This window comes from Leisingera sp. SS27, assembly GCF_028368855.1.
Taxonomy (GTDB): Bacteria; Pseudomonadota; Alphaproteobacteria; order Rhodobacterales; family Rhodobacteraceae; genus Leisingera.
Window position 1 is genome coordinate 300112 of record NZ_JAQNCY010000006.1, and the last position, 19218, is coordinate 319329.

Consider the following 19218-nt stretch of genomic DNA (forward strand, 5'->3'; position numbering starts at 1 on the left):
ATAATTGATCTTAAGGAGGAGAATTATGGGGCTGACTAACAAATTGAACCGCATATCACGGCGGGATCTGTTCCGGGTGGCAGGGACTTATGGGATGAGCTCGACCCTTCTGGCCGCTGGGAGCTTTGGTGGCGCGATGAGCCTGGCGAATCTCGCTTCGGCTGCGGAATCGACTTATGAAAAGCGCTATGCCAAGCCCGCCAAGCACACACTGAAGTTCGGCGCCTCGGGCTTTAACGCGCGCAACTTGCTGATTGAACGGGCCGGGGCGCTGGAGTTTGCCCGTGACCTGGAGGCCCGCACCGACGGCGAGATCCGGATCGAGTTCATCGGCGACAACCAGATCTGCGGCCAGCTGAGCTGCGTGGAGAAAACCCAGCAAGGAATTGTCGATATCTACGCGGCCTCGACCCAGAACTCGGCCGGCGGCGCGCCTTACCTGAACGTGCTGGACTACGCCTTCATGTTCCCGGGCCGCGCCTCACAGTATCATTTCCTGTATCATCCCAAGAGCCAGGAAATCCTGCGCGACCCGCTGGAGAAGCGACACGGGCTGAAGTTCCTGTTCAGCCACTGCGAGCTGCGCGGCATCCAGCTGGGCCTGAAATACAAGGACCAGCCGACCATCACCAAGCTGGAACAGCTGTTCGGCACCAAGAACCGTGTGACCGGAACCCAGCTGGGCCGTATCGCCATGAAGGCGCTGAACCTGAACCCGGTGCCGGTGGCCTGGGAAGAAACCCTGGACGGGTTGAAGCAGGGCCTGATCGACGGCGCCGAAACCTGGGCCTCTGCAGTGGCCTATGCCAACATGTCGCCAGTGGTCAGCCAGTCCGTCGACCTCAAGTTCTTCTGCGGCACCGAGCACACCTCGATGTCGGCCAAAGTCTTTGATGGTCTAGAAGGCTATCTGCAGGACGCGGTGATGGAGAGCGCCTATTGGGCCCAGGCCCATGTGCAGGCGGCAAACGAGGCGGCACTGGTCAAGACGGTTGGCTTCTCGGACCCGCAGCTGCCCGGCACCATGTTTGTCGAACACGGTGTGCGGCCTGCCTTCCTGCCGGACAGCGAAATCCGCATGGCCGAGGAAATGTGCTCGCCCGAGTTCCAGCCGCAGCTGTGGGAACAGTGGCGCGACCGCCTGAACAAATGGGCCGGCGGCATCGACACCTACCAGGAAATCTACAACATCGCGCGCGAAGTCGACAAAGACATGAAGCCCGAAAACGTGGAGCCCCGCCGCTGGTGGAAAGGCTGACCGCAGCCTAGGCTTAAACGATCCGTTCCCCGGCGCTGCAACAGGTGCCGGGGAACGCCCCTCCGGACGGGAGACCGGGGGTTTCATGGGAGGAACCAATGACGCTCTGGTCTGATATCAGTGCGATTTTCAGCGCGTTTGCATCGCAGGACAGCTGGGAAATCCGCAATGCCTTGGAAAGCAATGCAGCCTGGGTGCTCGGCACTGCCGCCGCCGCAATCGGCGGCCTTTTGGTGATGCTGGTTTACCGGCTGGTGCCGCTTCTGGACCGGCATCTGGAGCGCACTATCATGGTGTGGAGCTACCTGGCGATTGCCTTCATCATTTTCTGGGGCGTGATCGACCGATTCGTCTTCAAGAACCAGGAGCCCTGGTCCACCACCATTCCGCCTTTGCTGTTTATGGTGATGGCCTGGTTCGGCGCCGCCTTCAATGTGCGGCTGCGCACCCATCTCAGTTTTTCCGAGTTCCGCACTGTCATGCCGCGCTGGGCGCAGATGGGCTGCCTGGCATTGGACGCAGTGCTGTGGTTCGGCTTTGCCGTCATCGTCTTTGTCACCACCACCCGGTTGACCGCGCTGTCGGCCTCCAACTTTCAGATCGTGCTGGGCACTGACAGCGTGTTGCAGTGGTGGTTCCTGATCACCGCGCCCTTGTCCTTTGTCCTCATGATCGCCCGGGTTTTTGAAAACCTGGCCGACGACATCCGAAATTACCGCAGCGGCGCGCCGCTGATCAAACAGACCGTGATCGGAGGAGACGTGTAATGGATACGGGAACCTGGGTCACGCTGATCTCGATTGGGGTCACCTTCCTGTTCATGCTCGGGGTGCCGGTGCTGCTGGTGATCGGCTATTGGGTTATCGGCTGCTCCTTTGTGCTAGGGCTGACGCTCGACAATATGGGTGCCGAGCTGCTGAACGTCTTCAACAAGGGCTTTGCGCTCTTGGCGATGCCGCTGTTCATTCTGACCGGAGACCTGATCAACCAATCCGGCATCGCCCGGCGTTTGTCCGATTTTGCCTATGCCTGTCTGGGCTGGATGCGCGGCGGGCTTGCGATGGCGTCGCTCGGCGCCTGCGGGTTGTTCGCAGCCATTTCAGGTTCTAACTCCGCGACAACAGCCACCATCGGTTCGATGCTGCATCCGGAGATGGTCAAGGGCGGCTATGATGAGCGCTTCTCGGCCGCCACCGCCGCCGCGGGTGGCACCGTGGGCATCATCATCCCGCCGTCGATCATCTTTATCGTCTACGGCTTTCTGATGAACCTGCCGATCTCGGACCTGTTTGTGGCCGGCATCCTGCCGGGCGCAATGATGGTCATCGGAATGCAGCTTGCCTGCTGGATCATCTGCTACCGCAACGGCTGGGGCTTCCTGATACCGCTGCAGCTGACCCGGGTGCTGAAAACCGCATTCGGTGCCTGGCTCGGTTTCTTTGCCATCGGCCTGGTGCTGTGGGGCATCTACACCGGCAAATTTTCCCCGACTGAGGCCGCAGGCGTCACCGTCGGCTTCTGCGTTATCGCAGGCGTCCTGTCCTGGGTGGTAACTAAAATCACAGGTGCCCAGACGGACAAAACCTGGGAGGAGAAATCCTTTGCCGAGATGCTGGTGGTCGAAGGCTTCACCATCCCGCAGATCCCCTCGATCGTGGTGCGTTCGGCCCAGATTACCGGGATCCTGGCGCCGCTGATTGCAATCTCGGTGGTGATGCAGCAGATCCTGTCGCTCCTCGGGGCGCAGCAGGTGATCGGCGGGTTTGTTACCTCAATGGGTGGCTACCATGCGGTGCTGTTCACCTCGATGGTGATCGTGTTCTTCTCCGGCATGGTGCTGGAAAGCCTGCCTGTCACCATCATCCTTGCTCCGATCCTGGCGCCCATAGCGGCCTCTGTCGGGGTCGATCCGATCCACTTTTCGGTGATCTTCCTGGTCGGCGCCTCCATCGGCTTCATTACACCGCCTTACGGGTTGAATCTCTACGTCGCCTCAGGTGTGACCGGTGTTCCGTATTTCCGCCTGCTCCGCTATACGGTTCCTTACCTTGCAGCCCTGATCGGGGTCTGGGTACTGGTCTCCCTGGTTCCTGACTTCGCGCTGGTGCTGCTGCCCAACAAGTAGCGATGAGGCGGCGATGGCAGCGGATGCGCTGGAAAAGAAAGAGGGGCAAATCCCCACGAACCTGCGCCTGCTGGTGCTGCTGGAGGAGGTTGTCCGCCGCGGTGTTGCGGTGAAGCCGGCGGAGATGATTGAGGCCATGGGCTTGCCCAAGCCTACTGTGCACCGTCTGATGCAGACTGCTGAGGCCGAGGGTTTCCTGCAGCGCGACCTTGACGGACGGGCCTATGGGCCCGGCCCGCGGCTGCGCAAGCTGGCGCTGAACACCATGTCGTCGGAGCATCTGCGCACCGCCCGCCTCAGCATCCTCAAGAGTGTGGCCGAGGAGCTGGGCGAAACCTGCAACCTCGCCACACCGGATCGCGAGGGGATGATTTATCTGGACCGTGTGGAAACCAAATGGCCGCTGCGAATTCAGTTGCCAATCGGTACTCAGGTTCCCTTCCATTGCACTGCCAGCGGCAAGATGTACCTGTCGACACTGAAGACGAGTACCCTTGATGCGGTCTTGCGGGCCCGGACGCTGGAGGCGGTGACCCCGAAAACCTGCACTGACCCTGACAAGCTCAACGCGGAATTGACGGTCATTTCCAGCCGCGGATACTCCACCGATGATGAGGAATTCATTGCCGGAATGGTCGCTGTCGCGGTCCCCGTACAAGACAATCGCAATCGCCTGATTGCCACGCTCTCTGTCCATGCTCCAGCACAGCGCCGCAGCCTTCAGGAGCTGATGGAGTGCCTGCCAAATCTGAAAAAGGCTGCATTGGAACTGGCTCGTTTGTCCTAAGGGGGCTGACCGTAGTCTGTTAGTTCCGGAAATTTTCACGGGCCAACGACGTTAGCCCGGTTTGCGCCATTGCAATGCTCAGTTCCTCGCTTATGGCTTCCCAGAGCTGCTCCAGGCCGGAGGCTCCGCGGGCAGCAATCGCAAATTGCAGTATCCTCCCGAGGAAAGCGAAATCCGCCCCGGCAGAAAGTGCTTTCAGGACGTCTTCACCTGTTCGGATTCCGCTGTCGTAGAACAACGGCAAGTCCGGCCCCAGCGCAGCCCGGATTTTCCTGAGTATCTCTATCGGCGCCGGCGCTGCCTCCAACTGCCGGGCGCCGTGGCTAGAGACTTGGATGGCGTCAACTCCCGCTGACTTCAACGCGCGGGCGTCTTGGACGTCCAGCACACCCTTCACGACCAGCTTACCGGGCCAGAGATCGCGCAGCTGTGCCAGAGTGTCCCAAGTGGCTCGCGCCCGGCTTTCGGTGCGGTCGAAGTCATAGCCCTCCATCTCGAAATTCGCCATCACCGGCTTGCCTTTTAGCAGGGTGGTCAGCGACCAGCGCGGGTGCAGGGCAAAATCGAGGAACTGCCGCGGGCCAATGCGGAACGGCATTTTGAAGCCATGGCGCAATTCGCGCGGGCGGCGGCCGACCTCGGGCACATCGACCGTCAGCACCAGCGTCTGATAGCCCGCGGCGCGGGCGCGCTCGGCCAGCTTGAAGGTGCCGCTGCCGTCACCGCTGAAATAGAGCTGGAACCAGGCATAGCCCTCTGCTGCCTCCAGGATGGTCTCCAAAGGCGTCGAGGCGACGGTGGAAACCCCATGCGGCACCCGGTAGCGTGCGGCAAGACGGGCCAGCATCAAGTCGGCGCCGGGGGCTGCGAGATTGCACATGCCCATAGGAGAAATCCCGAATGGCCGGTCAGCCTCCGCGCCAAATATGCTCGTGGCCAAAGACCGCTGGCTGACATCGCGCAGGATGCGGGGCCGCAGGGTGATGGCATCCAGGGCAGCGCGGTTGCGCGCCGCCCCGGATTCCTGCCCGGCGGCCCCGTCGATATAGTCAAACACCATCCAGGGCAGCCGCTGCCGGGCCAGGCGGCGGGCGTCCTCCGCGGAATGGATGGCGCCTGCGGCCATCAGCCGGCCACAGCCTTCATGAAGCGGTCGCGGATCACAACCGGGTCCATTGTGATCACCGGCATCTTGGCATTGCCGCTGTCGCATTTGACCACCAGCACGGTGGCCTCGCCGCTTGCCAGCGCTTCCTCCAGCGCCGCGCCGGTGTCCTTGTCCTGCACCTCAACCACCCGGGCGCAGCCGGCGGCGCGGGCCATGCCGGCCAGATCGGTGCGCTGGCTGGTATAGGTCGGCTGATCGCCGGTGGAGCCATAGGAGCCGTTGTCGATGATCATCAGGATATAGTTGCCGGGCGCGTTGTTGCCGATGGTGGGCAGGGTGCCGAGGTTGGTCAGGATCGAGCCGTCACCGTCGATCACGATCACCGGTTTCGGCTGCGCCAGCGCCAGCCCCAGCCCGATGGAGGAGGCCAGCCCCATGGTGCCCAGCATGTAGAAATTGCTGGGCTGATCGTCGATGGCGTGCAGTTCTTGGCTGGGAATGCCAATATTGCAGACCACCAGTTCGTTGCGCAAAATGGGTGCGATCTCTTTCAGGATTTCGGAACGGATCATTGGTCGCCATAGCCTCCCCAGAAGTTGGCGTCAGTCAGGATGGCAACGGGTTTGTTGCACATGAAGGTGTATTTCAGGATGTTGTCGAATTCCTCGACGTCCCGCTGCCAGTGGAAGTGGTAGGTCGGGATGTTGAGCTGCGCCAGGAGCGCCTTGGTATGCACCGCCATTTCCACCTGGCAGGCCACCGGCTCGCGCAGCTCGCCGCGGTAGGAGATCAGCATCGGCAGCGGCATCCGGTAGTATTGGATCAGCGTTGCCAGCGTGTTGATGGTAACCCCGATGGCGGTGTTCTGCATGATGATCGCCGGGCGCTTGCCGCCCATCCAGGCGCCGGCGCAGAGCCCCATGCCCTCATCCTCCTTGTTGGAGGGGATATGGAAGATGTCGTCGCGCTGGTCGATCTCCTCGATCACGCCGGCCAGCTGCTTGCAGGGCACGGTCGTGACGAAGGAGACGCCGTTGGCGGCCAGAACGTCAGCGATCCTCTTGTCTATGTTCATGGTCGGTAGCCTTTGCTTCAGGTGTCGGGGTCAGGCGGTCCGGCAAACGTGGACCGCACAAGGGGCGTGGCGGACCACGCGGGCGGCTGTCGAGCCGAGGAAATAGTCGCTGAGCCCCGGTTTGTGGGAGCCGACGACGATGCAGTCCGTGCCGTGCTGTTCGGCGTATTCGACAATGGCGCGGTAGGACCGCCCCTTGATGATCTCTGCCGTGACATCGCCGAGGCCTGCGGTTTTTTCAGCCAGCGCCTCGCGGGCCTTGTCAAAGCCTTCGCGCACGGTGTCTTCGTCCAGGTAGACGGTGACCGAACTGTGCGGCGGCTCATAGACATGTAGCGCAGTGATCTGCCCGCCGGGGTTGCACAGGGTGGCGGCGGTCTTCAGCGTTGTTCCGGACACCCCGTGATCCAGAGCCATGGGAACCAGGATATTGTCATACATGGTTGCTCTCCGTTTGTTTGGGGCACGGGCTCAGGCCCAGGGGTCGAAGATGATCTTGGGCGCCGCCACCGCGCCGCTGCGCAGGTCGCGAAAGGCAGCAGCACCGTCTGACAGCGGCCGCGTTTCGGGCCAGTCCAGCGGGCCGAGGCGGCCGTCAAAGACCGCTTGCGCGGTGTCGCAGAAGTCCTGCGCGGTATAGGTGTAGGTGCCGATGAAGGTGATCTCCTGCAGGGTCATGCGCCGGATATCCAAACCGCCGGTGTCCTCACCCAGGCCGACATGGGCAATCACCCCGCCGGGCGCAGCAGCGGCTGAGGCGGCGGAGCGGGTGGCGGCATAGCCGACGGCGTCCACCACCAGCGGCACCATGCCCTTGAAGTCCGCGACGGCCTGCTGGCCGCAGCGGTCTGTCAGGAAGGCCCGGCGCGCGGCGTTGGGTTCCTGGATCGTCACATCCTCCACCCCCATTGCCCTGAGCGCCAGTGCCGCCGCCAGCCCGATGGCACCGCCGCCGATCACCAGCGCGCGGCGTTCGGTGTCCGGATGCAGCGCCTCCAGCGCCAGCCGGGCGGCGTGCCAGCTGACTGCCAGCGGTTCGGCCAGCGCGGCCTTTGCAAGCGGTACATCGTCCGGCACGGTCACCAGGTTGCGCTCCGGCATGGCTACAAACTGGGCAAAGGCGCCCTCGCGCGGGGGCATCGAGATGATCTGGCGGCTGGCGCAGAGGTTTTCGCGCCCCGATGCGCAGGCCGCGCAGCTGCCGCAGGTGACCAGAGGGTTGATGGTGACCCGGCGGCCCGCCTGCGGTCCGTCCTCGATCACCCCCGCGGCCTCATGCCCCAGGATCAGCGGCGCGGGCCTGCGGGCATCGTGACCCAGATAGGCGTGCATGTCGGAGCCGCAGATGCCGGAGGCATGAATGCGGATCAGGTGTTCGCCGTCCCGGCCCGCGGCCATCGGCACTTCACGGACCGCAAGCGTCTCAACCCCTTCATAAACCAAGGCTTTCATTTCGCTGTGAACCCCCCGTCAACCATCAGGATTTGCCCGGTGACATAGGCCGAGGCCTCGGAGCACAGGAACAGCAGTGGCCCGTCAAGATCCTCCAGCCGGCCGTTGCGGCCGATGCAGGTTTGCGCCGCGTTGCGGGCGGCGCGGGCGTCATCCTCGAATACCGCCTGGGTCAGCTCGGTCGGGAAGAACCCCGGCCCGATCGCGTTGGCGGTGATGCCATGGGGCGACCAAGCCTCTGCCATGGCGCGGGTCAGCTGGCCGATCCCGCCCTTGCTGGCGCCATAGGCGATGCCGCCGGGAAAGGCGCGGGTGGTCTGGAGCGAGGCAAAGTTGACGATCCGCCCCCAGCCCCGCTCCTTCATCGCCGGCACAAGCGCCTGGCTGACGAAGAAGGGCGCCGAAAGGTTCAGCGCCAGAGTCTGATCCCAGCCCTCTGCCGTCACTACTTCTGCGGGTTGCCGGGTGTTGACGCCAGCCGCGTGGATCACGATGTCCGGCGCCCCAAAGGGAGCCGCGACAGCTTCGCGCAGTGCATCCAGCGCGCTGCGGTCCGCCACATCCGCGACCGCATAAGCCGCCGCCGCGCCGATCTCGGCACAGAGGCTTTCCAGCGCCTCCGCCCGGCGGGCCACTGCGACCACCTGCGCCCCGGCGGCGGCCAGCGTGAAGGCCGCCCGCCGCCCCAGGCCGGAGCTGGCGCCGGTGATGCAGGCGGTCCGGCCTGAGAGATCGAACAGGGCGCGCGGGTCAGCCATTGGCGGTCAGGTCAAAGGTTTCGTCCGGAAAATACTTGGCCAGCCGCACGTCGGCGGCGCGGGCGTGGCCTTCCATCCCCTCCAACCGGGCGATCCGCGCCGTGGCCTCTGCCACCGGTTTGGATCCTTCGCGGGTGGCGCGCTGCCAGGTGACGATCTTCATGTATTTGTGGACAGACAGCCCGCCGGTATAGCTGGCTGCGCGCGAGGTCGGCAGCACGTGGTTGGTGCCCGCTGCCTTGTCACCGTAAGAGACCGTGGTCTCCTCGCCCAGGAACAGCGATCCGTAGCAGGTGAGCCGTTGCAGCCACCAGTCCAGATCCGCGGCTTGCACGGTCAGATGCTCCGGCGCGTATTCGTCGGAACAGGCCGCCATGTCCTCGCGGTCCGCGCACAGGATCACCTCGGCATAGTCGCGCCAGGCGGCGGTGGCGTTCTCGCGGTTCACCTCGGGCAGGTCGTCGATGTAGCCGGGCACCAGCCGCATCACCTTTTCCGCCAGCGTGCGGTCATCGGTGACCAGCCAGACCGGCGAGTTGTAGCCATGCTCTGCCTGGCTCACCAGATCGGTGGCGACGATATGGGCGTCCGCCGTGCCGTCGGCCAGGATCAGGCTGTCGGTGGGGCCTGCGATCATGTCGATGCCGACGCGGCCGAACAGGATGCGCTTCGCCTCGGCCACGAACTGGTTGCCGGGGCCGACCAGGATGTTGGCCTTGGGCAGGCCAAAGAGGCCGAAGGTCATTGCCGCAACCCCCTGCACGCCGCCCATCGCCATAATCTGGTCCGCGCCGCAGATATGGGCGGCATAGACAATGGCAGGGGCAACACCGGTGTCCGGGCGGGGCGGTGAGCAGGCGGTGATGTGCTTGCAGCCGGCCACCTTGGCGGTGGTCACGGTCATGATAGCGCTGGCGATATGGCTGTAGCGGCCGCCCGGCACATAGCAGCCTGCCGCGTCCACCGGGATGACCTTCTGCCCGGTGACAAACCCGGGGGAGATTTCGGTCTCCACATTCTTCATCGTGCCTTTTTGCAGCTCGGCAAAGCGGCGCACGTTGTCGTGGGCGAACTGGATGTCCGCCTTAAGCTTCTCCGGCACCAGGGCGCAGGCCGCTTCGATTTCCTCGGCCGTCAGCAGCACGTTGCCTTCGTAGCGGTCGAACTTGGCGGCATATTCCAGCGCCTTGGCGTCGCCGCCGGCTTCGATGTCGGCCAGGATGCCTTGCACGATTTTATGCGTCTCGGAGGCATCCGACTTGGGGGTCAAGTCGGCCTTTTTCAGGTATTCTCGGGTCATTTTCAGGGGGTCCTACTTGTAGATATCAGGAAGCAGCGTGGTCGAGATCGGCGGGATGTAGGCGATCAGCAGCACCACGATCAGCATGGTCAGAACAAAGGGGATGGCGCGGGCAGCGATCTTGAGGATGGACTCGCCGGTGATGCCGGAGACAACGAACAGGTTCAGGCCCAGCGGCGGGGTGATGAAGCCCACCCCCAAGGCGGTGATCATCATGATGCAGAACTGGATTTCGTTCATGCCGATGTTGTCCGCAAGCGGCTTCAGGATCGGCGCCAGGATCACGATGTTGGGGGTGGTTTCCATCACGCAGCCCGCGGCGATCAGGATGCAGATCATCAGCAGGATCAGCACTGAGGGATCATCGGTCAGACCGGTCACCGCGGTCACGAACCCCTGCGGCACGCCCATGATGGCCAGCGCCTCGGCTAGTGGGGCGGAGAAGGCGATGATCGGCAGGATCACTCCGTTCACCTTGGCGGAGCTGACCAGCATCGCCGGGAAATCCGACAGTTTCAGGGTGCCGAGCAGGAAGCCCATCAGGATGGTCACGACCACGGCGGTGGCGCCTGCCTCGGTCGGGGTCAGGCGGCCAGAGAAGATGCCGTAGAAAATGATGCCCGGCACGATGAAGGCATACCAGCCGGATTTCAGCGCATGGCCCAGGTTGCCCAGCCACTCGCCCAGCCCCATGTTGCCGCCGGTCTCATAGGTATAAAGCCGGTTCATGATGATATTGGTGATCAGGATCGACACCAGGATCGCGAGGCCGGGGATCAGCGCCGCCAGGAACAGGGTGGAGGCGGAAATACCCAGCACCAGGCCGATGATGATATAGGCGATGGAGGGCGGGATCAGGATGCCGGTGCAGGCGCCCGCCGCCACCAGCGCGCAGGCATAGGGCCGCGGGTAGCCGCTTTCGACCAGCCGCGCGATGGTCATCCGCCCGACTGCCGCCGCACCCGCGGCGTCAGAGCCGGAGATTGCGGCAAACATGCCGCAGACCAGCACCGTGGCGGAGCCGAAGCCGCCCCGCGTCCAGCAGGTCAGCGCCTCGGCCACATCGAGGAACTTCTTGCTGAGCCCGGTGCGCACCAGCACGTCGCCGGTCAGGATGAACAGCGGCACCGCAGTCAGGGCAAAGGCGTCGATGCCGGTGAACAGGCTTTCGCCGATGGCGCTGAGCGGCAGGTCGCCCGACATCACCAGCATGGTGATCGCCGCCGAGCCAATAGCGGCCCAGACCGGCACCGCCAGCGCAATCAGCGCCACGAACATGATCACCGGCAGGTAGAAGTCCCAGCCCAGTTCGACCGTTTGATTGAGTGAATTCCACAGCATCGCTTAAGGCCCCTCAATCAAACAGCTTGTCGCCTTCAAAGACGGGGGTGCCGTCGCGAAGGCTGCGGTAGTCGCGCAGGAAGGATTGCAGCAGGCGCCAGACCATCAGGGTGAACCCCGCGGGTACCGCCATCAGGAACCAGACCATGGAAACCCGCAGCCCGTGGCTGACCGATCCGAACTTGGCCGAGACCAGCACCGTCTCAAACGACCAGTAGAGGGCAACCAGGGCGACGATGAACATCACCAGATCCCCGAAGATGTAGAGCAGCGCCTTGGGCCGGGGGCCGAGGTAGTGCATCAGCACATCAATGCGGATATGGGCGCGTTCCTTGACCGCTGCCGCGGCGCCGATCCAGGCCAGGTAGATAAAGGAATATCGGACGATCTCCTCGCCCCAGATCGAGGAATAGGCAAACAGCTCGCGCCGGATCACCTCGATCGCCATGGTGATGACCAGCATCACATAGAACACCAGGAGCAGCCAGCGTTCTGCGTTCTTGTCGATGTTTCGCAGGATGTGCATTGCCATTCCCGGGGTTCAGGCACACCCCCGCAGCCAGCCCGGCGGGCTGTTACGAAGGCGGCTGTTGAAAAATGCGGGGGCCGGATAGAGGCCCCCGCCCTCTGAGACTCAGGCGTCGTGGACGTAGTATTTGCCCTGGGTGCCTGCGGCCTCTTCCAGCTTGGCGAAGCTCTCCATCGAGCCTGCCAGCTCAGTCTTGAAGGTGTCCCACTCGCTGCGCTGATAGCCGCCGGCCTCTTGCCACTCGCCCAGTTGATCGTCGCTGAGGGTATGGAATTCGACACCGGCCTTGGCCAGTTCCGCCATCGCATAGGCGCGGGCGGAGGGCACTTTGGACAGATTCTGATGCGCGGTCATTTCCGACCCCCACATCACGCCGTCTTGCACGTCGGCAGGCAGTGAATTGAACCATTCCAGATTGCAGGAATAGACCTGACTGTCCGGCACCGCCTGGGTGAAGGTCACATGGCTCAGGATGTCCTTGAAGCCAAAGACATACAGTGCCCCGACCGACGGATCTAGCGCATCCGCTACCCCCTGCTTGATGGCGGAGGGCGTCTCGCCCCAGGCCACCGGTGTCGGGTTGGCACCGACCATGCGGTAATACTGCTGCAGCATCTTGGATCCCGGCACCCGGAATTTCACGCCGGCCATGTCGCCCGGCGACATCACCGCGTTGCCGCCCTTGCGCACCGCCACCACGCGGGGGTCGATATTGACATAGAACAGAGCCTTGAAGCCGGCGGCCTCCACTTTGGGGTGCACTTCCGCGTTCCAGAAGTCGGAGTTCACCAGATTGGTGAACCGCTGGTTGGAGCCGCATAGATAGGGCATGTTGATCAAGTCAACAGTTGAGGCGAAAGGGGCAAAGTTCGACAGCGAATGCTGCGCAGCCTGAATGGTGCCGCCTTGCACCTTCTGCACCAGCGCACCGCCCGCACCCAGCTGTCCGCCGGGGGCCAGTTTGACATAGATCTTGCCGTTGGTGGCGTTCTGGATGTTTTCCTTCAGATCCAGTTGCATGATCGGATAGCTGCGCGACGCCCCCAGCACATAAGCGGTGGCGACCGTCATGATATGTTCTGCTGCGCGCTCGCGCTCTTTCTCTTCCTTTGCGGTCTGGGCAGCGGCTTCGGACGACCAAAGCACACCGCTGGCGCCAGCCACCAGCGCTGCGGTGAAAGAGCCGGTTGAGGCCAGTTTAAGAAAGTTCCGGCGCTCAGCAGATTTGAGGCCATCCTTGCCATTCGTCATTGTCTTCCTCCCTTGAAAATCCGTCAGCTGCCGTTGTTGTTCTTGTGGTCAGCTTCGCGTTTGAGAATGGCCGCCACGAACAGGATCGCGGCGGCAAACAGAACCAGCATCTCCCCGATATCCCCCAAAAACCCGCCGCCGCCAAAGGCGCCCAAGGCAACATTGGCAAAGAACACGGCAAAGACGGCGGCGGCAGTCCAAAGGAACATACAGAGACTCCGATTCTTATCCCGAACTCATTTGTAAGCGCTTACATTGATAATGCAAGCGCTTACATGTGCGGATGGCATCGGCCGAATTTTGTGTTAAGACAGCAGTCAAGGACATGGCAGGCATCACATGGGAAAAAACCGTTCAGCTCCGACACTTAACGACGTAGCAAAAGCAGCGGGTGTTTCGACCGCAACCGTTTCACGCTGCCTGAATTCGCCCGACCGCGTGATCGAAGCAACCCGCCAAAGGGTCATGCAAGCAGTCGAATCACTGCGCTACACGCCGAATTTCGCGGCGCGGGTAATGGCGGTAAAGCGCAGTTTTACTATCGGCGCCATCATTCCGACAATGGACAACGCCATCTTTGCCCGGGGCTTACAAGCCTTTCAGGATCAGTTGCGAGAGGATGGCTACACGCTTTTAGTTTCCAGTTCAGCCTATGACCCGGAGGCGGAACGTGAGCAGATCCGCACTCTTGTTGCCCGGGGCGCCGACGGATTGCTGCTGATTGGACACGCGCGTGAACCGGAAATCTACGAGTACCTTGAACGGCATCAGGTTCCATCCTTGGTTGCCTGGTCCTTTGAGCCTGATGCGACAAAGCCATCGGTGGGTTTCAACAACTCGGAGGCCATGTGTGAACTCGCCCGGCGTGTCCTTGCAGCAGGGCATCGCCGGATCGCCTTGATTTCCGGCATCACCAAGGGCAACGACCGAGCCCAAGCCCGCGTTGCTGGGATCCAGCAAGCTCTATTGGCTGAGGGTTTGGCAATAAAAAAATTCCCGCTGATCGAGACACCGTATGAGATCGACAAAGGAGCGGAAGCCTTTGCCCGGCTGATGGCATTGGATCCGCGCCCGACTGTTGTTATGTGCGGCAACGATGTGCTGGCTGCTGGCGCGCTGCGAGAAGCTCAGCGATTGAACATTTCGGTGCCCGAACAGGTTTCTGTAACCGGGTTTGACGACATTGAATTGGCTGGAATTGTTCATCCGGCACTTACCACTGTACACGTTCCGCACCGTGAAATGGGCCGAAAGGCCGCCCGCGAACTGGTCGCCATGGTCGAAGGCAGATCGCTAGGCAAATCGGTTTGTATCAACACTCACGTGGTGACCAGGCATTCGTTGGCTCCACCTCCTGCTGCGGAGTGAGGATGACAAAAACGCAGCTTAAGCTGATCAAAAGGAAGCGGGGCTGGGCCGCCGGAATGACGGATCAGTGAACCAGCAATAAGTCCAAGAAACACGGGCCGGGTTCGGCGAGGCTTCTCGGACTTATGTTCCTGCAACAGCCAGAAACTCATAGCCGTTTCACCTTGATGCTCATGCTATGCGAGTCTTCTGAAACTGCACCATCTGACAAGAAAGTAATCTTGTTGAAATCCGGCTGCCATGCGATGGCTATGGAAGGTATGGAGATAGGGCTCTGTTTTTAAGGGATTTTCAGTTGGGGAGCTGCCGCATGCCTCTTGACGGTTCCGCTGCAAAATAGAAATCAAATAACAGATGGCAATCGCCCGCAAACGCGAGTTGCCCTTTTGGTTGTGCTTTGGCAAGAAAATTGAAAAGTCGGTTTTCCTCACTCACTAAACCAAAGTTGCCAAGGTTCTGCGGAAGCAAGCAAAATCTGATGGGAAAACCCCTCAATTCACTTTCGGAACCCTGAAGCAGGAGGGTAAGGAACTGTCGACGACAATCGAGGGCAAGATTGTCACCGGTGTGGCCTGCAAGGCCAAGAAGATGTTCGCGGTGGTCGGACTCAAATAAAAGATCCTCATTCTCGACCCTTCGGGCAATGTCGTCGATTCGGAAGCTGATGACGAAGATGACACGGCTGAGGACGACCCCCCAGGCCGCACCGGCCGCAAGCGGCGACACCGCCGCTGGAAAACTGACCGAGACTCCCGCCGCTCTTTCAGGCCAACCGAACCCGGCAGAGGCCAAGTGGAATACCACCGCCGCCAGGGTTGAGGCCACCATGGCCAGCTCCGGGATATCACTGGCATCGACCTCTGCAAGGCAGAGGCGCTGTGAAAGGCGACACAGGCCACCCGTCCTACCGGAGAGGCGGACACCTGGAGCTGGAGGAAGAAGCGAAAGCCCTGTTTGACACCAGCTACGGAGCGAAGGCCCCGGCAGCGTCCCGAGACGTCGGCAATGGCCTGGCAGTGCGTCTGACTTTCGGTTGGCCCCGCAGTGCGTGAGAAACTCCTGGTCAGGTGGCTGGGTCTCGATGATGCCACCATCGAGATGACGAAGCTGCGCATCCTGCGCAGCGTGGAGCCGGTTCCGATAGCGGAAGGCATAGAGCTGCGCCTGACTGAAACAGATGAGGAGGCCGACGGGTATGTCTTCGCATGGCAGGAAACCGCGTCACAGCACTTACTTGAGTATATGACGATCCCGGCACAACTTTACAGGGCCATTCAGGGCAACAGTGAAGGCTGGGCAGCGATCCTGCAGCGGCTGGAAACGGATGCTTCGTGGATATGCAAAAGCTTTACATGGGCGAAGGGCGGCAAGCCGACTGAAGTCTACACGCCGCTGTCGGGAAGAACGGGAACAATGTAATTGATAGGCCTCACTTCATAGAAAAACCTCGCATTTCTCAGGAAGGGTGCGGGCAGTGTTGTTTAACCTTTTCTGAGGCTTGACTACTGGGCAACACCATCGGGTATGGCGTGAACCGATCCTGTTTGCCATAATGTGCCCCGGATGCTTTGGCACTCTCGAAAACAGCAATACCGCGCCGGGCTTTAACCTCGGCACCTCACTTAAACCCAGGAGCAGACTGATGACCCAGCAAACCGTTCTTGTTACCGGGTCATCTGGATTTATTGGATACCACCTCTGTCAGTTGCTGCTGGACGCCGGCTTTCTCGTTTCGGGTATTGATAACCTTTCTGACTACTACAGTGTCCAGCTCAAGAAAGACCGGCAGGCGATGCTTGAACAACACCCGAATTTCACGGTGGCTAACCGCAGTATCGAAGAGCCGGGTGTCATGATGGATTTGTTTGCGGCGCACAGGCCGGGATATGTCGTGCACCTCGCAGCCCAGGCCGGGGTTCGTTATTCTATCGAAAATCCGCGATCCTACTTGGAAAGCAACATAACCGGTACATTCGAATTACTGGAGGCTGCCCGCGCTTATCCGCCGCGACATATGCTGCTGGCCTCCACGTCGTCGGCCTTTGGCGCCAACACCGGAATGCCCTACAAGGAAACCCAGAAGGCTGATCACCAGATGTCCTTCTATGCCGCAACCAAAAAGGCGACTGAAAACATGGCGCATTCCTATGCGCATTTGTTTGGTCTGCCGGTTACCATGTTCCGCTTCTTCACCGTCTATGGCCCTTGGGGGCGGCCTGATATGGCATTGTTCAAATTCACCAAGGCGATCCTCGAAGGTACGCCGATAGACGTTTACAATTTCGGCGACATGAAACGTGACTTTACCTATATCACTGATTTGGTTGAAGCAATCCGCCTGCTGCTGGATGCAGTGCCGGTCCGCCCGGCAGACGGTGTTGTGCCGGAGGGGGACAGTCTTTCGCCGGTCGCGCCGCACAGGGTCGTCAATATCGGCAATTCCGATTCCGTCCGCCTGACCGCATTTATAGAAGCCATTGAAGCGGCGACTGGCTACAAAGCAGATCAGAATCTGATGCCGATTCAGGCCGGCGATGTGCCGGCCACTTGGGCCGACGCGTCTCTGCTGCAAAGCCTCACAGGTTACAAGCCGCAAACTTCTGTGGATGAGGGTGTTTCGCGTTTCGTGGATTGGTTCCAGGAGTACTACAGCGCAGAAGTCTTGCCGCATGCGGCTGGCTAAGCAACTTGCCGCCTTGAAGTGAGAACTGCTGCCGTTGGAGCGGTTCAGGCGCATATGCTGGCCAATGCGTCGATTGCCGCCGCGGCCCTTACTGCCGGGGATTTCGGGCTGATCTGACCGGGGTTGCCCGGGCTGTGCCGCCGCGGCAGGAGGTCTGTTAAGGCCCCTTAAAATTTGCCTAACATGCAGGCTAAAGTGTTGATAATGTACTAACTTTTGCCACATCTGCACCCCGGCCCGCCCGCAGGGGGTGTCTATCCAGTCTCCAACGCCCGTTTTTGCCTTGGAGATCTGACCATGCCGGCCTTTGCCCCTCTGTCCAGCGCCCGTTCCGCTTTTCGCCCGGCTGCCCGGGCGGCCGCCGCCTGCGGCCTGGCGCTGATGCTGCTGCAGCCCTCTGCGGCGGCGGCCCGGCAGACCTATGTGGTGGGCAGCGACCGCGGCGGCTATCTGCATGACCGGCTGATCGAGCTCAGCAACCTGCAGAAACACGGGGTGCGGGTCGAGATCCGCGGCAAGGTCTGCTATTCCACCTGCACCATGTTCCTGGGTCTGCCGGGCGCCTGTGTCGACCCGGCCACCACCTTCGGATTCCACGGCCCCTCGCGCGGCGGCCGCCGCCTGACCCGGGAGAAGTTCGACTATTTCAGCCGGGTGATGGCGCAGTATTACCCGGCGCCGCTGCAGTCCTGGTTCATGGCGGAGGGGCGCAACCGGATTTCCGGGGTGCACAAGATCAAGGGCAGCGAGATCATCCGCATGGGCGTGCCTGCCTGCAGCAGCGCCTGAGCGGGCGGGCTTGCCCCGCGGCGGGCGGGGGGCTATCCCCCTCGGACGGTTTTTGCCCCGGCGCGCGGCCCCGCGCCGGGGATTTGCTGCATCCGGGGCCGCCGGGAGGCCTGGCATCCGTGCTGTCATCCTTGTTCAACAGGTTCCGGCCCCCGGCCCGGTTTGAGGATCCCGCGCCGGATGCGCCGCTGTGCGTGATCGGCGATGTGCATGGCTGCCTGGCGCTGCTGGAGCAGATGCTGTCGCAGGTGCCGCCCGGCCACCGGAGCGTGCTGGCGGGCGATTGTATCGACCGGGGCGAGCAGAGCGCGCAGGTGCTGCGCTATCTGAGCGGCCGGGAGGATCTGACCTGCCTGATAGGCAATCACGAGGCGATGCTGCTGGGGTTCCTGGAGGATCCCGCGCGTGCGGGCGGGCTGTGGATCCGCAATGGCGGGCTGCAGACACTGGCGTCCTTCGGTGTCCGCGGGGTGCGGCCGCAGATGACGGCAGAAGAGCTGCGCGCGTGCCGCGATGATCTGCAGGACCGGATGGGGGAGGCGCTGATTGCCTGGCTGGCCGGGCTGCCGGCGTCGCTGCGGACGGGCAATGTGCTGGCGGTGCATGCCGGCGCGGATCCGGATGCCGCCCCGGAGGCGCAGCCGGAGGCCGCGCTGCTGTGGGGGCATCCGGCGTTCGGGCGGCGGCCCCGGCGGGACGGGATCTGGGTGGTGCACGGGCACACCATCGTTGCGGCGCCCGTGGCGGAACAGGGCCGGATTGCGATCGACACCGGCGCCTATGCCAGCGGGGTGCTGTCCGCGGTCTGCCTGGACGGCAGCGCGCCGCGGTTCCTGCAGGTGCGCGGTTAGGGTCTGAATTCAGCCTCCTTCCTGACAGGCGGCAGGGACGGGCCGCAGTAACGGGCGGCAGTGCAGACCGGACACAGATGCGGGCCAAAGGCCGGGCAGGCGGATGCCGGAAATTGCGCAATTTTTCGAAAAGTAGTAATGGTCTCCGAAATGAAACATTTCCTAAATTGAAGAGGCTGAAGCAATGAGAGCTTTTCTGTCAGCAGCAACTGCCGTTTTTGCGGCGCACTGCATGACCCTGAGTGCTGCGTTTGCCAACGGAAATGGCAGCACAAATGGCGGCGGTTGGGGTAACGGCAATGGCGGCGGGTTTGGCAATGGCGTCGGCAATCCGCATGGTGTGCCGGAGATTGATGCGAGCGCAGGCCTGCTGGCGCTTGCGGCGGTGGGGGTGGCCCTGGTTCTGGCCTGGGAGGTGAGCCGCCGGGGCCGGGCTTGAGCGCCGGTGCGGCCGGGACGCTGCGGCAAACCGCAGCCTGGTTTCAAAAATATCGAAATTGCCACTTAATTTTGTTGCAAATTGAGTGTATTCAGCGCCCGTCC

The 19218-nt window shown here is 62.0% G+C and carries 22 protein-coding genes; 10 read left to right on the forward strand and 12 right to left on the reverse strand.

Going from position 1 to position 19218, the window contains the following annotated elements:
• Positions 1-25: 25 nt before the first annotated feature.
• From N6L27_RS15085 to N6L27_RS15100, 4 genes are all read left to right on the forward strand, one after another.
• Positions 26-1258, forward strand: coding sequence for a TRAP transporter substrate-binding protein (locus tag N6L27_RS15085; RefSeq protein WP_271908117.1), 1233 nt, complete (start codon positions 26-28; stop codon positions 1256-1258).
• Positions 1259-1356: 98 nt separating this feature from the next.
• Positions 1357-2025: a TRAP transporter small permease gene (locus N6L27_RS15090; protein WP_271908119.1), complete on the forward strand. Its 669-nt coding sequence runs from the start codon at positions 1357-1359 to the stop codon at positions 2023-2025.
• Complete coding sequence (locus tag N6L27_RS15095) at positions 2025-3383, forward strand: TRAP transporter large permease (RefSeq protein WP_271908121.1); 1359 nt, start codon at positions 2025-2027, stop codon at positions 3381-3383. The genes N6L27_RS15090 and N6L27_RS15095 overlap by 1 nt, the downstream gene beginning before the upstream one ends.
• A 13-nt stretch (positions 3384-3396) precedes the next feature.
• On the forward strand, positions 3397-4170 hold the full coding sequence (locus tag N6L27_RS15100) for an IclR family transcriptional regulator (protein WP_271908122.1): 774 nt from the start codon (positions 3397-3399) through the stop codon (positions 4168-4170).
• 19 nt (positions 4171-4189) lie between these two features.
• Here the strand turns inward: N6L27_RS15100 and N6L27_RS15105 are convergent, their stop codons facing one another.
• From N6L27_RS15105 to N6L27_RS15155, 11 genes are all read right to left on the reverse strand, one after another.
• A complete protein-coding gene (locus N6L27_RS15105) occupies positions 4190-5296 on the reverse strand; it encodes an alpha-hydroxy acid oxidase (protein WP_271908124.1) in 1107 nt (368 codons plus the stop codon).
• The gene (gene comE, locus N6L27_RS15110) at positions 5296-5850 is read right to left on the reverse strand and encodes a sulfopyruvate decarboxylase subunit beta (RefSeq protein ID WP_271908125.1); all 555 of its coding nucleotides are present in this window, start codon (positions 5848-5850) and stop codon (positions 5296-5298) included. The genes N6L27_RS15105 and comE overlap by 1 nt, the downstream gene beginning before the upstream one ends.
• Positions 5847-6353 (reverse strand): sulfopyruvate decarboxylase subunit alpha, encoded by a 507-nt coding sequence (comD, locus tag N6L27_RS15115; protein WP_271908126.1) that lies wholly within the window; start codon positions 6351-6353, stop codon positions 5847-5849. Before comD ends, comE begins: the two co-directional genes overlap by 4 nt.
• 30 nt (positions 6354-6383) lie before the next feature.
• Positions 6384-6794: a universal stress protein gene (locus N6L27_RS15120; RefSeq protein ID WP_271908127.1), complete on the reverse strand. Its 411-nt coding sequence runs from the start codon at positions 6792-6794 to the stop codon at positions 6384-6386.
• Between the two features lie 30 nt (positions 6795-6824).
• Positions 6825-7805, reverse strand: a complete 981-nt coding sequence (locus N6L27_RS15125; RefSeq protein WP_271908128.1) for an alcohol dehydrogenase catalytic domain-containing protein — start codon at positions 7803-7805, stop codon at positions 6825-6827.
• Entirely contained in the window at positions 7802-8563 is a 762-nt protein-coding gene (locus N6L27_RS15130; RefSeq protein WP_271908129.1) for an SDR family NAD(P)-dependent oxidoreductase, read from the reverse strand. The genes N6L27_RS15125 and N6L27_RS15130 overlap by 4 nt, the downstream gene beginning before the upstream one ends.
• Complete coding sequence (hisD, locus tag N6L27_RS15135) at positions 8556-9863, reverse strand: histidinol dehydrogenase (RefSeq protein ID WP_271908130.1); 1308 nt, start codon at positions 9861-9863, stop codon at positions 8556-8558. Before hisD ends, N6L27_RS15130 begins: the two co-directional genes overlap by 8 nt.
• A 12-nt stretch (positions 9864-9875) precedes the next feature.
• Entirely contained in the window at positions 9876-11204 is a 1329-nt protein-coding gene (locus N6L27_RS15140) for a TRAP transporter large permease (RefSeq protein ID WP_271908131.1), read from the reverse strand.
• A gap of 13 nt (positions 11205-11217) precedes the next feature.
• Positions 11218-11730 (reverse strand): TRAP transporter small permease, encoded by a 513-nt coding sequence (locus N6L27_RS15145; protein ID WP_271908150.1) that lies wholly within the window; start codon positions 11728-11730, stop codon positions 11218-11220.
• Positions 11731-11838: 108 nt separating this feature from the next.
• The gene (locus tag N6L27_RS15150; protein ID WP_271908132.1) at positions 11839-12984 is read right to left on the reverse strand and encodes a TRAP transporter substrate-binding protein; all 1146 of its coding nucleotides are present in this window, start codon (positions 12982-12984) and stop codon (positions 11839-11841) included.
• 23 nt (positions 12985-13007) lie between these two features.
• Positions 13008-13193, reverse strand: coding sequence for a hypothetical protein (locus N6L27_RS15155; RefSeq protein WP_271908133.1), 186 nt, complete (start codon positions 13191-13193; stop codon positions 13008-13010).
• Positions 13194-13323: 130 nt separating this feature from the next.
• On the opposite strand from N6L27_RS15155, the gene N6L27_RS15160 reads away from it, so the two are divergent.
• Complete coding sequence (locus N6L27_RS15160; protein ID WP_271908134.1) at positions 13324-14352, forward strand: LacI family DNA-binding transcriptional regulator; 1029 nt, start codon at positions 13324-13326, stop codon at positions 14350-14352.
• 291 nt (positions 14353-14643) lie between these two features.
• Here N6L27_RS15160 and N6L27_RS15165 read toward each other — a convergent pair whose 3' ends face one another.
• The gene (locus N6L27_RS15165; RefSeq protein ID WP_271908135.1) at positions 14644-15180 is read right to left on the reverse strand and encodes a hypothetical protein; all 537 of its coding nucleotides are present in this window, start codon (positions 15178-15180) and stop codon (positions 14644-14646) included.
• 216 nt (positions 15181-15396) lie between these two features.
• On the opposite strand from N6L27_RS15165, the gene N6L27_RS15170 reads away from it, so the two are divergent.
• The 5 genes from N6L27_RS15170 to N6L27_RS15190 all read left to right on the forward strand — a co-directional run bounded on the left by N6L27_RS15170 (position 15397) and on the right by N6L27_RS15190 (position 19114).
• On the forward strand, positions 15397-15771 hold the full coding sequence (locus N6L27_RS15170; protein ID WP_271908136.1) for a hypothetical protein: 375 nt from the start codon (positions 15397-15399) through the stop codon (positions 15769-15771).
• 223 nt (positions 15772-15994) lie between these two features.
• Complete coding sequence (locus tag N6L27_RS15175) at positions 15995-17035, forward strand: NAD-dependent epimerase/dehydratase family protein (protein WP_271908137.1); 1041 nt, start codon at positions 15995-15997, stop codon at positions 17033-17035.
• 297 nt (positions 17036-17332) lie between these two features.
• On the forward strand, positions 17333-17824 hold the full coding sequence (locus tag N6L27_RS15180) for a hypothetical protein (RefSeq protein ID WP_271908138.1): 492 nt from the start codon (positions 17333-17335) through the stop codon (positions 17822-17824).
• Positions 17825-17943: 119 nt separating this feature from the next.
• Positions 17944-18675 carry a metallophosphoesterase gene (locus N6L27_RS15185; RefSeq protein ID WP_271908139.1) on the forward strand — a complete coding sequence of 244 codons (732 nt, stop codon included), beginning with the start codon at positions 17944-17946 and terminating at the stop codon, positions 18673-18675.
• A 232-nt stretch (positions 18676-18907) separates the two neighbouring features.
• A complete protein-coding gene (locus tag N6L27_RS15190) occupies positions 18908-19114 on the forward strand; it encodes a VPEID-CTERM sorting domain-containing protein (protein WP_271908140.1) in 207 nt (68 codons plus the stop codon).
• The last annotated feature ends 104 nt before the right edge of the window (positions 19115-19218 follow it).